General features: G+C 36.6%; 14 protein-coding genes. 2 read left to right on the top strand and 12 right to left on the bottom strand.

Annotated elements, in window-relative coordinates:
* Positions 1-25: 25 nt before the first annotated feature.
* Positions 26-1,576: a fatty acid--CoA ligase gene (locus tag EDC58_RS04990; RefSeq protein WP_123352413.1), complete on the top strand. Its 1,551-nt coding sequence runs from the start codon at positions 26-28 to the stop codon at positions 1,574-1,576.
* A gap of 72 nt (positions 1,577-1,648) precedes the next feature.
* On the opposite strand, the gene rplT is transcribed toward EDC58_RS04990, so the two are convergent.
* Together rplT and rpmI are read right to left on the bottom strand one after the other, a co-directional pair.
* Positions 1,649-1,999 carry a 50S ribosomal protein L20 gene (rplT, locus tag EDC58_RS04985; RefSeq protein WP_123352412.1) on the bottom strand — a complete coding sequence of 117 codons (351 nt, stop codon included), beginning with the start codon at positions 1,997-1,999 and terminating at the stop codon, positions 1,649-1,651.
* Between the two features lie 89 nt (positions 2,000-2,088).
* Positions 2,089-2,283, bottom strand: coding sequence for a 50S ribosomal protein L35 (gene rpmI, locus EDC58_RS04980; protein ID WP_123352411.1), 195 nt, complete (start codon positions 2,281-2,283; stop codon positions 2,089-2,091).
* A gap of 83 nt (positions 2,284-2,366) precedes the next feature.
* Here rpmI and EDC58_RS04975 point away from each other — a divergent pair, with 83 nt between their 5' ends.
* Positions 2,367-3,176, top strand: coding sequence for a diguanylate cyclase (locus EDC58_RS04975; RefSeq protein ID WP_123352410.1), 810 nt, complete (start codon positions 2,367-2,369; stop codon positions 3,174-3,176).
* On the opposite strand, the gene EDC58_RS04970 is transcribed toward EDC58_RS04975, so the two are convergent.
* The 10 genes from EDC58_RS04970 to metE form a co-directional block, all read right to left on the bottom strand.
* Positions 3,159-4,124, bottom strand: a complete 966-nt coding sequence (locus EDC58_RS04970) for a beta-ketoacyl-ACP synthase III (RefSeq protein WP_180937084.1) — start codon at positions 4,122-4,124, stop codon at positions 3,159-3,161. The genes EDC58_RS04975 and EDC58_RS04970 overlap by 18 nt on opposite strands.
* A complete protein-coding gene (gene plsX, locus EDC58_RS04965) occupies positions 4,124-5,110 on the bottom strand; it encodes a phosphate acyltransferase PlsX (protein WP_123352408.1) in 987 nt (328 codons plus the stop codon). Before plsX ends, EDC58_RS04970 begins: the two co-directional genes overlap by 1 nt.
* Positions 5,110-5,259, bottom strand: a complete 150-nt coding sequence (gene rpmF, locus EDC58_RS04960; protein WP_123352407.1) for a 50S ribosomal protein L32 — start codon at positions 5,257-5,259, stop codon at positions 5,110-5,112. Before rpmF ends, plsX begins: the two co-directional genes overlap by 1 nt.
* Before the next feature lie 9 nt (positions 5,260-5,268).
* Complete coding sequence (locus EDC58_RS04955) at positions 5,269-5,598, bottom strand: YceD family protein (RefSeq protein ID WP_123352406.1); 330 nt, start codon at positions 5,596-5,598, stop codon at positions 5,269-5,271.
* Positions 5,599-6,012, bottom strand: coding sequence for a nucleoside-diphosphate kinase (gene ndk, locus EDC58_RS04950; RefSeq protein WP_123352405.1), 414 nt, complete (start codon positions 6,010-6,012; stop codon positions 5,599-5,601).
* Between the two features lie 69 nt (positions 6,013-6,081).
* On the bottom strand, positions 6,082-6,360 hold the full coding sequence (locus EDC58_RS04945; protein WP_123352404.1) for a 4Fe-4S dicluster domain-containing protein: 279 nt from the start codon (positions 6,358-6,360) through the stop codon (positions 6,082-6,084).
* A gap of 111 nt (positions 6,361-6,471) precedes the next feature.
* Entirely contained in the window at positions 6,472-6,780 is a 309-nt protein-coding gene (locus EDC58_RS04940) for an iron-sulfur cluster assembly protein (RefSeq protein WP_123352403.1), read from the bottom strand.
* Between the two features lie 257 nt (positions 6,781-7,037).
* Complete coding sequence (gene metK / locus EDC58_RS04935; RefSeq protein WP_123352402.1) at positions 7,038-8,186, bottom strand: methionine adenosyltransferase; 1,149 nt, start codon at positions 8,184-8,186, stop codon at positions 7,038-7,040.
* A gap of 40 nt (positions 8,187-8,226) precedes the next feature.
* The gene (locus EDC58_RS04930; protein ID WP_123352401.1) at positions 8,227-9,585 is read right to left on the bottom strand and encodes a hypothetical protein; all 1,359 of its coding nucleotides are present in this window, start codon (positions 9,583-9,585) and stop codon (positions 8,227-8,229) included.
* A gap of 59 nt (positions 9,586-9,644) precedes the next feature.
* Positions 9,645-11,903 carry a 5-methyltetrahydropteroyltriglutamate--homocysteine S-methyltransferase gene (gene metE, locus EDC58_RS04925; RefSeq protein ID WP_123352400.1) on the bottom strand — a complete coding sequence of 753 codons (2,259 nt, stop codon included), beginning with the start codon at positions 11,901-11,903 and terminating at the stop codon, positions 9,645-9,647.
* Positions 11,904-11,953: the final 50 nt, after the last annotated feature.

Genomic DNA, 11,953 nt, shown 5'->3' with positions numbered 1-11,953 from the left:
TAATAACATAAAAAGAGGGTAGGAAATGAAGTATTTGTATAATAATTTTTATGAAGTTTTGGAAAGAAACGCAAGAGAATTTAGAAAAAAGCCCGCTTACTTTATTGACGATAAAAAAGTTACTTGGGAAGAAGTTAAGAAAAAAGTCGATACTTTTGCGAGAACTTTAGAACTTTTAGGAGTAAAAAAAGAAGATAAAATTCCTATTTACGTCGCCAATTCTTTGGAGTTTATAATCGCATACTTGGCTACTCAAAAAATAGGAGCGATTCCCGTACCTATCAATACGTTTTTAAAAGAAGACGAAGTTGCTTTTATCGTAAATGACGTTGAAGCCGAACTTATGGTCGCTTCTTCGAAACTTGCCTGTAATATTCCAACGATTCGCTCGAAAACAAAAGTGAAAAAAATAATTTGGGAAGGCGATTATAAAGACCTTGATGAAAACAATATCTCTTTTAGCGAAATTTTGGCGAATTATGAAGCTCATGAGAGTATCGAACTTCCTAAACTCGAAGATTTGGCTGTTATTATCTACACTTCCGGAACTACCGGAAAACCAAAAGGTGCAATGCTTACGTATAAAAATATTTTTTCGAATATTTTAGGTGTGAATGAAATAGTAAAAATTACCAATAAAGACAGATTTATTGCATATCTTCCGATGTTTCACTCTTTTACGATGACCGTTAATTTACTTTTGCCTATGTACTCGGCTTCGCCCGTTGTGATTATTCGTTCGATTATGCCGTTTAGCAATATTATTAAACAGACTCTTTTAAAAAGAGTGACAATTTTTACGGGAGTGCCTGATGTTTATTCAGCTCTTAGTCGTGCAAAGCTTCCGTTTTATTTTCATTGGCTGAATAAAGTGAGGTTTTTTATCTCGGGTGCCGCTCCTTTGCCGGGAGAGGTGTTAAACAGATTCAAAGCCAAATTTAAAAAAGCGCCTTTGCTTGAAGGATACGGGCTTAGCGAAACATCTCCGGTTGTCGCCGTAAATAGACCGGAACTTCAAAAACCAGGCTCTGTAGGACCTACGATACCCGGAGTAGAGGTAAAAATAGTAAATGACGATTTGGTTGAGGTACCGGTAGGAGAAGCCGGTGAGATTATCGTAAAAGGCGATAACGTTATGAAAGGCTACTATAAAAGAGAAGACGCAACCGCCGAGACGATTATTAACGGCTGGCTTTTAACCGGAGATATCGGAAAAGTGGATGAGGACGGGTATATTTATATTCTCGATAGAAAAAAAGATTTGATTATTAGTAGGGGAGTTAATATTTATCCAAGAGAAATTGAAGAGGTTTGTTTGAAGTTCCCTGGTGTGAAAGAGTGTGCGGTAGTAGGTAAAAAAGATGAAAATCACGGTGAAATCCCTATTGCTTTTATAGAGCCTGAAGAGGATGTTAAAGTGGATGTAAGAGAACTTAGAAAGTTTTTAAAATCTCACCTTGCAAACTATAAACTTCCAAAAGAGATATATATCGTGGATAATCTTCCTAAAAACGCTACGGGTAAAGTCTTAAAAAGAGTTTTAAGAGAAAAATTGGAGGATTTTATTAACTCTTGATTTTTCTCTTTTTTGTCTTGAAAAATAGTGTCCGAGGGAAATTTGAGTTAATAAAAGAGAAAGGGCTCGAAATTATAGAGCCGCTTTTGCTTTTTCTACGATTGAAGCGAATACTTCAGGTTCGTTCATTGCAAGATCGGCTAAGATTTTTCTATCAAGCTCGATACCCGCTTTTTTAAGACCGTTGATGAATCTTGAATAGCTTATGTCGTTTAATCTACATGCAGCGTTGATTCTAACGATCCAAAGTTTTCTGAAGTCTCTTTTTTTCTGTTTTCTGTCTCTAAAAGCGTATACTAAACTTCTTTCAACTTGTTCTTTAGCTTTTCTAAAGTGTTTTCTTCTACCTGAGTAGAAGCCTTTTGCCATTTTTAATATTTTTTTATGTCTTCTTCTTCTAACAATACCAGTTTTTACTCTCATGTTTTACTCCTTCATTTTGGCGTGCATCTTGCAACTTAGCGCTTTGCGCGGAAGCTTTTTCGCTTCACTTTGCCGTTTCTACACTTAAATTAGATACAAAGTAATAATTTTACTTCTTTAATGTTTGTTTGGTCTACGTATTTAGGGGCTCTTAGATTTCTTTTTCTCTTTTGAGATTTTTTAGTAAGGATGTGGCTTCTATAAGCACTTCCTCTTTTGATTTTTCCGCTTTTTTTAACTTTAAATCTTTTAGCCGCCCCTCTGTTTGTTTTCATTTTAGGCATGGCCGCTCCTTTTTGGATTTGAAGTGAAATTATACCATAAAGTTTTATTTTGTGATAGAATATTATAAAAAAAGGTTTTGATTATGAAAATCAAAAATTACGTAGACCCCGTACATTCTAAAGAATATACCGAAATAGCTGAAAAAACATTAGAAGACGTAATTGCTTATTTTCAAACTAAAAACAATCCCAGACTCTATATACTCCAGGATGAAAAGCCGTTATATATATTTACGCCGGTAGAAATAGTCGATATTTTTTTACAAAATAAAAAAGATATGAAAGTTAAAGATTATATTCAGCAAAACAAAAAAGAAATATATACACTTAACGCCGATATGCATATTATCGATGCATATAACGATCTTAGAAGAAGAAAACTCGATTTTGCTCCCGTAATGGAGGATTTTAAATTAATAGGAGAAGTAAGTTTTGAGACATTGAGTTTAAAAATTAGTTTTATCGCTATAAAAGACCCTCTTACGGATGTCTATAATCAAAAATATTTCGAAGTTATGATAGAAGAAAGCAACGAACTTGATAAGCCGCTTGGTATTATTATGATAAGACTTGAAAATTTGTCGATTTTGGAGAGTTTGTACGGGCATAATTTTAAACTCAAAGTATTAAAAACCTTTGCAAAAGAGATACAAAATTCCATTAGGGATATCGATTTTGTTTTTAGAGTTGAAAATACGTTTAAAATTTTGACGTTTAATAATCTTGAGATAGTTGTAAAAATGGTAAACAGAATAAAAGATAGACTCTCAAAAATAGAAATAGACGAACTTCAAATTCCTTTTAAAATGGCGTTTTCTCACGTACCGGAAATAGAGATGAGTGTTTTATTAGCAGTAGAGGAGTGCGAGAGAAAATTAATTGAAAGGGACTAAAGCGCTTCCCCAAGTAAATCCGCCTCCGAAGGCGTCAAGCAGCATAATATCGCCTTTTTTAAGCTTTCCTTCTTTATACATATCATTAATTGCCATAGGAATCGAAGCACTTGAAGTGTTTCCGTATTTGTGAACGGTGAGAACCGATTTTTCGCTTGGCATTTTAATGGCTCTTGCAACTGCGTCTATGATTCTGTAGTTTGCTTGATGAGGAATAAACCAGTCGATATCGTCACTGGTCATATTGTTTCTTTTTAGGATGTCTCTAACGCTTTGAGAGAGAGTTTTTACCGCAACTTTGAAAGTTTCGTTACCTTTCATCTCAAGCCATATTCTATCCGTATCACATCCGTATTTTACACCGCGCCCGGGGGTTATTAAATAATCTTGATATTTTCCGTCGGAATTAATATCGATATCGATAATAGCCTCTTCTTTATTTTCGGTAGCGCTGATTATGGCGGCACCGGCTCCGTCTCCGAATAATACGCAAGTTGTTCTATCTTTCCAATTTACGATTTTACTTAAAGTTTCGGCACCTATGATAAGCACGTTTTTATACATTCCGCTTTCGATAAAAGCTTTTGCGTGAGCTAAAGCGTAGATAAATCCGGTACACGCTGCACTGATATCAACCGCAGGTCTTGCAATACCTAATTTGTCCGCAACAACGCAAGCTGTAGAAGGCATTGTAAAATAATCCGGAGTAATTGTGGCTACAATAATCATATCTATATCTTCGGCACTCATTTTTGCATTTTTTAAAGCGTCAAGTGCCGCTTTATAAGCCAAATCGCTCGTTACTTCGTTTTCTACGATGTGTCTTGTTTTGATGCCGGTTCTTTTAGTAATCCATTCGTCACTCGTATCGACTATTTTTTCCAAATCTTCATTCGTTAAAATCTTAGGAGGAACATAAGCTCCTATGCTGGTAAATTTTGCATACATCAATGAACCTTTAAAGACTCTTTTATTCTATTTGTTACGTCGTTTTCAACGTATCTTATCGCTTGAAAAATCGCGTTTTTTATTGCTTTGCTGTTACTTTTCCCGTGCGCTATTATAACACATCCGTTAATACCAAGTAGCGGTGCTCCGCCGTATTCCGCGTAATCTATCGCTTTTTTCAAGCCTTTGAAAACCGGTTTTAATAAAAGAGCCCCGATTTTTTGTAAAAGTCCTGAATTTTTAATCTCTTCTTTTATGAGTTTGCTAATAACATCAGCGGCGCCTTCGCTTGTTTTTAAAACTATATTACCGATAAAACCGTCCGTAATAATTACGTCTACTTCGCCTTTGAAAATATCTCCGCCCTCTACGTTTCCTACGAAATTCGGAAACGATTCTTTTAACATTCCAAACGCTTCTTTAGTAACGGTGTTACCTTTGCTCTCTTCTTCTCCGTTACTTAAAAGACCGAGTTTAACATCGTCTTTGTTTAAGACCACTTTTGCATAAACTTCACCCATTAAGCCGAATTGATATAGGTTATGAGCGTCACAATCGACATTTGCGCCGGCGTCAAGTAAGAATGCGTATTGTTTTTTTATTGTAGGCATAAAAGTGATAATAGCCGGACGTCTGATACCTTTGATTCTCCCGATTCTAAGAGTTGCCAAGCTCATTGTGGCACCGCTATGACCGGCAGAGACTACGGCATCGACTTCTTTGTTTCTTAGAAGTTCGATAGATTTATAAATAGTGGACTCTTTTCTTTTTAATGCTTCGGTAGCACTCTCATCCATTCTTATAAAATCTTCACTATTTATAAATCTAACTTTATCAAGTAGTTTGTTCGGGATGAGAGGTTTTATCTGTTTTTCATCTCCAACCAAATAAGCCGTAAAATCTTTTTCTTCCAAAGCTTTTACAACACCTTCAACTATAGGCTGAGGACCGAAGTCCCCTCCCATTGCGTCAATTGCTATTCTCATTAATACTCACCACAGCTTGGGCATGCTCTGTGCGGTCTTTTGTACGCACCGCAGTGACTACATTTTACAACTGCACTAAGTCTGATTTTATAGTGAGTTCTTCTTTTTGCCGCTCTTGTTTTTGAGTTTCTTCTCTTAGGAACTGCCATAATTTCTCCTTAAAATTCTTTGTTAAATTCTTCTTCTTCGCAATCAGGGCAGATATTATAGTCGTTTTTTATAGATTCGACTTCGCTTTTTAAAATCTCTTCTATATCGTATCTTTCTTGTTCTATAATATCGTATTCACTATCAAACCCCTCATACGGAGGTTTTACAACTTTAAATTTAACTTCTTCGTCTATTTTTCTTTTAAAAGGTTTTAGACATTTTACACACTCGACTTCAACTTCACCGCTCAGTTTTCCCGTAATAGTAAAGTTTCCATCTCTATCTTTTACAGACTCGCCGCTAAGCGTAAGTCCTTCAAAAGTTTTTTCAACTTTCAATTATAAAATCTCCCTCTCAGCGAAAAAGAATGCGATTTCTTTTTTAGCGTTTTCAAGACTGTCGCTTCCGTGTACCGCGTTTGCTTCGATACTTTCCGCAAAATCGGCTCTGATTGTACCAGGTGCCGCTTCTTTAGGGTCGGTAGCACCCATAAGTTCTCTGTTTTTAGCTACTGCGTTTTCACCTTCAAGTACCATAACTACCACAGGACCGCTGCTCATATATTCGCATAGGTCGTTGAAAAACGGTCTTTCTTTATGTACTTCATAAAATTTAGCCGCGTCTTCTTTTGTAAGTTTAATTTTTTTCATTGCAGCGATTCTAAGTCCGTTACTTTCGAATCTGTCAATGATTTTACCAATAACATTTTTAGCAACCGCATCAGGTTTAATAATTGATAGAGTTCTTTCCATATTTACTCTCCTTGAGTTTTTAGAGAGGAATTATACAAAAATTTGAAGAAAAAAAGAAGAGGGAAGAAATTAGCACGCGTCCATTACAGGCTCACCAACTTCACCTCTGTTTGGATGACATGGTTGACCTTCTTTGCACTCATCCCAAACGATACATCCCTCAGTAGGACATGCTTCCGCACATAGTGGGCAGTCAGCATAATCTACGCATTCTACACATTTATCAGGATAAACGTAGTAGATTTCTTCTCCAGTTGGGTTATCGCTATCGTCTACGATTGCTTCTACCGGGCACTCGTCAATACATGCACCGCAGTTAATACAAGTATCAGTAATTTTTACTGCCATTTTAGCTCCTTTTTTTAGATTTATTGTACTTAAAAATATATCATTAAATTCTTAATATTTGCTTAAACTCTGATTCCTTAAAAATGGATGTTTCCATTTGTGACAACGGTTTTACATTCCGCAAGCGGCAGGTCCACCTCTCCAATATTTCTTTTCTAATTCTAAAAATCTTTGCTTCTCGTCTTCATTCATAATTCTTTCGTTATATTCTAATTTTAAGCCTTTTGCGTTCAGTGGTGCTTTTACCGAGTTGATAATTTGCTCTTTTATCGGAATATTCGCAAAAGGCCATACGAATGTAGCTTTTACCGTATCTCCTTCGATATCCACATCTTGCAAAATACCTAAATTAGTTAAACTTGTGGCAATTGCCGGGTGTTGTATGCTTTCGATTGTTTTTACAATTTCGAAAAAATCCATAATCTTCTCCTTTTTTTGCGAATTATAGCGCAAAAAGGAGTTGGGTGGAGAAGAGATAGGGATGTAAAATAGGTGAAATTGTGAATCAGTGAGTTTGTGAAATTGTAGGATAGAAAAAAAATAGGGGAAAGATGAGGAATAGATGAGGAATAGGGTGAAATAGTAAGTTTGTGAGTTTGTGAAAATAGGGATTTTGTAAAAAAGGTGAAGTTGTAATGTATCGAGTTTTATAAAAACGTAAAAGAGGGGAGAGGAGGTTATTTTAGGTTTAGGTAATCTTTTATTTCTTCTACTTTGTCAAGTTTTTCCCAAGAGAACTCTTCTCTACCGAAATGCCCGTAAGCCGCCGTTTTTCTATAAATAGGTTTTAATAAATCAAGAGTTTCGATAATACCTTTTGGTGTTAGGTTGAAAATTTTTCTAACTGCTTCTTCTATTTTTGTTTCGTCAACTTTCGCGGTGCCGTGAGTATCGATATAAATACTTACCGGCTCTACTACTCCGATAGCATATGCGATTTGGACGGTTAGTTTTTCAGCAACACCTGCTGCTACTAAGTTTTTAGCTACGTATCTTGCTGCGTATGCTCCGCTTCTATCAACTTTTGTAGGGTCTTTTCCACTAAACGCTCCTCCGCCGTGAGGTGCCGCACCACCGTACGTATCGACTATAATTTTTCTACCTGTAAGTCCGGCATCTCCTTGAGGACCTCCGATTACGAATTTTCCTGTCGGGTTTATGAAATATTCAACGTTTTTGCTAAGCATATTTGCAGGAATTACTTTTTTTATAACTTCTTCGATTACAGCCTCTTTAATTTCCGAATAGTTAATATCCGGTTCGTGTTGAGTCGAAACTACGACTTTTTCAACGCTAACCGGTTTTCCGTCTACGTATTTTACGCTCACTTGTGCTTTTCCGTCCGGTCTTAGCCACGGAATAATAGCTTCTTTTCTAGCAACTGCAAGTCTTTTTGTAAGTTTATGAGCAAGCATGATTGGAAGCGGCATAAGTTCCGGAGTTTCGGTACATGCGTATCCGAACATCATACCTTGGTCTCCAGCTCCGATTTCTTCTCCTCTTTCCACACCTTGTCTGATATCCGGGCTTTGCTCTCCCACACCGTTTAAAACACCGGCCGTTCTATAATCAAATCCGTATCTTGCATCGGTATAGCCTATTTCTCTAATAACTTCTCTTGCGATTTCTTGCATTGGAGCGTACGTAGTGGTTTTGAGCTCTCCCGCAATAATACAATATCCGTTACTAAGAAGTGTTTCGCAAGCCACTTTTGCGTTAGGGTCTCTTTCGATAATATAATCTAAAATCGCGTCGCTGATTTGGTCCGCCATTTTATCCGGATGACCTTCCGTTACACTTTCGCTACTAAAAAGATATTCTCTCATTAATTCTCCTTGAAAGATTTTTAGAAGTATATCATATTGATTACTCAACTATTCCTTTATAAAAATCAAAATCGATTCCTATATCAAGAATAGTCGTATCAAGTCTTCCCTCAAACGCTTTGATTCTGCCGATACCGATTGAAAAGTTTTTAAATTTATACCCTATAATCGCTTTTGCCAAAAGCCCTCCGCCTACATCCACTCTTCCACCTCCCGCGGCTCCTACGGCAATTTTTGCAAAAAAGTTTTTTTCATATCCTACTCCGAACATTCCTACGGCATATCCTCCGCTTCCTCCGTTATATGCGCTTGCCGCGTTTATAAAAGCGTAATAATTTTCATCGATAAAATATCCCAAATCCACGTTCATAACGTCAAGTCTTTTTGAATCGTCGTCTTTTCTTATCGTATTTGATGGCAGATACGATTCGCTATATAGAGAAATTCTGAATTTTTTCGTTTCAATTTTTAAATATTTTTCTCCTACACTTGCGAAATTAAAGTTTTTATTTATTGCGGCTTTTAAATAATAAGCTTTAACTCCGCCGAAGCTTCCCATATATCCTGCGGAAATATTTAAAAAAGAGATATTTTTTTGAGCTTCTATTTTATAAATAGCTCCGCCTTTGGTATCGACTTCACCACCGCCTCCGGCTCCAAGAGATGCTTTTAAAGTTAGAAAAGGAAATTTTTTCCCCATTCCGAATAAAAATTCCGCGTATCCGTCGCTCTCTCCTCTAAACGCACCGCCCGTAGAGATAAAATAAAACGTATTTTCGTTTTTATATTTTCCAATTTCGGCGCCTATTAAAGAAAAACGTTTTTGTTTTGTTCGGGCGGTGGTTTTCGAATCAAAAGGAATATATTCAAGTACGAAAGGAGAAAAAAAGACCCTCTCTTTTGAAAAATATCCGTAGCCGTTAAATGGTTTTAGAAAATATACGTCTTGAAAATTATAATCAACCCCTAAAGCGAGCTGTGTGGAGTCTATCTCTCCGTCTTTGAATTTAATATGATTGAGATTTGCTACTAAATTGAAATTTTTATTTAGAGGATAAAGTGCTCCGGCGTAGATTTTTAGCATAAGACCGCTACCTTGAGGTGCGTGTCCGCCACCGCCTCCACCTATAAAAAGTCCGCTATCAAGTGTGATTTTTTCAAGCGGATATTTGTATCCTAAATTGACGCCTCCTGTGAAAAATCCTCCTCTTTTTCCTGTTATTGCCGAATAAACGCTAAGACCCGTATAAAAATTACCGAAATCAAAAAGATAACTCGTTTCAAGCAATCCCATATGTTCGTTTTGGAATTTGAGATTTTGAAAAGTGATTCTAAAAGTGTTATTCGTAGTAAGTGCGAAAAGTGAGGTTGTTAGTAAAAATAAAAGTAGTTTTTTCATCCTTCCCCCTTAATCCGATTAAGATATTGTAACAAAAAAGGAAGGATGAAAAGAGGGGATTATTGAAGTTTTTTTCTAACTTCGATAGTTGCGTCAACCATATTTTTAAGACTTGGTTTAACTTCTTCCCATTTTCTTGTTTTAAGACCGCAATCCGGGTTAATCCAAACTTTTTCAGCCGGAAGTACTTCAAGGATTGCTTCGATTTGCTCTACGATTTCTTCTTTGCTTGGGATTCTCGGGCTGTGGATGTCATATACACCAGGTCCGATTTCGCCTTTGTATCCTCTTTCTTTAAAGATTTTAAGCAGGCTGTTGTCACTTCTTGCGTTTTCAATAGAGATAACGTCAGCGTCCATATCTTCAATAGCGTCCATAATGTCGCTAAATTCAGAATAACACATATGAGTGTGAATTTGAGTTTCAGGTTTTACGCTGCTTGTTGTAATTCTAAAGCTCGTAATAGCCCAATCTTCGTATTCAGCTCTTTTTTCGTTTCTTAGAGGATATCCTTCTCTAAGTGCCGCTTCGTCAACTTGGATTACTTTAATTCCGGCAGCTTCAAGAGCTTCCACTTCGTCTCTAATAGCGATTGCCATTTGATATGCAGTCGTTCTTTTTGGTTGGTCGTCTCTTACGAATGACCAGTTAAGCATAGTAACAGGACCTGTTAGCATACCTTTCATAGGTTTTTCTGTTAGAGATTGAGCGTATGTAATCCATTCAACCGTCATATCTTTAGGTCTAGAAACATCTCCGTAAATTAGAGGTGGTTTTACACATCTACTACCGTAACTTTGAACCCATCCGTTTTGAGAGAACGCAACTCCGTTTAGTTGTTCACCGAAATATTCAACCATGTCGTTTCTCTCGAATTCACCGTGTACAAGTACGTCAAGACCGATTTCTTCTTGGAATTTTACAAGGTCTTTAATCATTTCTTTAATTTGAGCTTTGTAATCTTCTTCGCTGATAAGCCCGTTTTTGAAATCTCTTCTTAATTTTCTAAGTTCAGGAGTTTGTGGGAAACTTCCGATTGTCGTCGTTGGTAAAATAGGGTATTTTAGGTTTTCGTGTTGAAGTTTGATTCTTTCCTCAAACGGCATACTTCTATGTTTGTCTTTTTCAGTTAAGTTGCTTACTCTATCTTGAACGATCGGGTCGTGGATTTTGCTTGAAGTTTTTCTTGTAGCTATTGCGATTTTGTTGCCTTCAAGTACTTCTTTGTCGTATTCGCTAAGCTCTTCATTTTTTACAAGTTTGTTGATAACTCTTATTTCGTCAAGTTTTTCAAGTGCGTATGAAATCCAAGATTTAATATCTTCGTCCATTTTTGTTTCGTATTTTAGAGTGTATGGTACGTGAAGTAAACTACAGCTGCTTCCTACGTGTACTTTGTCACTCTCAACCGCTTCAGTCAGACCTTTTACGAACGCAGCCGATTTTTCGATATCGTTAACCCATACGTTTCTTCCGTTTACGATTCCGATACCAACTTCTTTTCCGGCGTCAACTAACGCTTTAATGCTGTTTTCACTTCCGTGTACGAAATCTAAAAACATACCTTTAATAGGAGTTTTAGCAAGTACTTCGTTTGCTTCGTTTGAATGTTCGAAATATGTTGCAACGTAAATATTTGCATCGCTTGCAAGTTCATTATAAACTTTTTCAAGAAGTTCAAGGTCTTCTTTTGTCGGATTCGTAACAAAATAAGGTTCGTCCATTTGGATAGTTACGTTAGGGTTTAATTCTTTTAATTTAGCGATGATTTCTTTGTAAACAGGTACCAATTTTTCGATAATTGCTTTTTCGTCTCCGTTTACTATTTTGCTAAGTTTTACGTATGTAATCGGCCCGATTAAATTTACTTTCGGCTCGATTCCGAGTTCTTTTGCCTCATTGTATTCCAAAACGATTTTATCGATATTCGCTTTAAAATCCATATCGATATCGAGTTCAGGTACGATATAGTGGTAGTTCGTGTTAAACCATTTTGTCATTTCCATAGCTTTGTGATTCGCATCACCTCTTGCCATTGCGAAATATCTATCCATACAATTGTCGATATCTTTGTATTTTTCAGGTACCGCATTTAACATAACGGTCATATCAAGCATATTGTCATAAAAACTGAAATCATTAACGCTAATCATATCGATGCCGGCATTTTTTTGATAAGTCCAGTGTCTTTTTCTGAGGTCACTTGCAGTTTGTTTTAGTTCATCTTGGCTGATTTTACCGCTCCAATACGCTTCAAGTGCTTTTTTAAGCTCTCTTTGTTCGCCGATTCTCGGGAACCCGATAACATAAGTTGCCATATGCTTCCTTTTTTAGCGGAATTATACCAAAATAAAAAAAAAGAAAAAGG

It is taken from the genome of Caminibacter pacificus, assembly GCF_003752135.1.
In the GTDB taxonomy this organism is placed as follows: domain Bacteria; phylum Campylobacterota; class Campylobacteria; order Campylobacterales; family Nautiliaceae; genus Caminibacter; species Caminibacter pacificus.
Note: the sequence above shows the minus strand (reverse complement) of the source record. Positions and strands in the feature narration are given on the sequence as shown.

Excerpts from the sequence above, each read along its gene's own strand:
- EDC58_RS04990 (WP_123352413.1), top strand. The coding sequence starts at position 26 with ATGAAGTATTTGTATAATAATTTTTATGAAGTTTTGGAAAGAAACGCA.
- rplT (WP_123352412.1), bottom strand. The coding sequence starts at position 1,999 with ATGAGAGTAAAAACTGGTATTGTTAGAAGAAGAAGACATAAAAAAATA.
- rpmI (WP_123352411.1), bottom strand. The coding sequence starts at position 2,283 with ATGCCTAAAATGAAAACAAACAGAGGGGCGGCTAAAAGATTTAAAGTT.
- EDC58_RS04975 (WP_123352410.1), top strand. The coding sequence starts at position 2,367 with ATGAAAATCAAAAATTACGTAGACCCCGTACATTCTAAAGAATATACC.
- EDC58_RS04970 (WP_180937084.1), bottom strand. The coding sequence starts at position 4,124 with ATGTATGCAAAATTTACCAGCATAGGAGCTTATGTTCCTCCTAAGATT.
- plsX (WP_123352408.1), bottom strand. The coding sequence starts at position 5,110 with ATGAGAATAGCAATTGACGCAATGGGAGGGGACTTCGGTCCTCAGCCT.
- rpmF (WP_123352407.1), bottom strand. The coding sequence starts at position 5,259 with ATGGCAGTTCCTAAGAGAAGAAACTCAAAAACAAGAGCGGCAAAAAGA.
- ndk (WP_123352405.1), bottom strand. The coding sequence starts at position 6,012 with ATGGAAAGAACTCTATCAATTATTAAACCTGATGCGGTTGCTAAAAAT.
- EDC58_RS04945 (WP_123352404.1), bottom strand. The coding sequence starts at position 6,360 with ATGGCAGTAAAAATTACTGATACTTGTATTAACTGCGGTGCATGTATT.
- EDC58_RS04940 (WP_123352403.1), bottom strand. The coding sequence starts at position 6,780 with ATGGATTTTTTCGAAATTGTAAAAACAATCGAAAGCATACAACACCCG.
- metK (WP_123352402.1), bottom strand. The coding sequence starts at position 8,186 with ATGAGAGAATATCTTTTTAGTAGCGAAAGTGTAACGGAAGGTCATCCG.
- EDC58_RS04930 (WP_123352401.1), bottom strand. The coding sequence starts at position 9,585 with ATGAAAAAACTACTTTTATTTTTACTAACAACCTCACTTTTCGCACTT.
- metE (WP_123352400.1), bottom strand. The coding sequence starts at position 11,903 with ATGGCAACTTATGTTATCGGGTTCCCGAGAATCGGCGAACAAAGAGAG.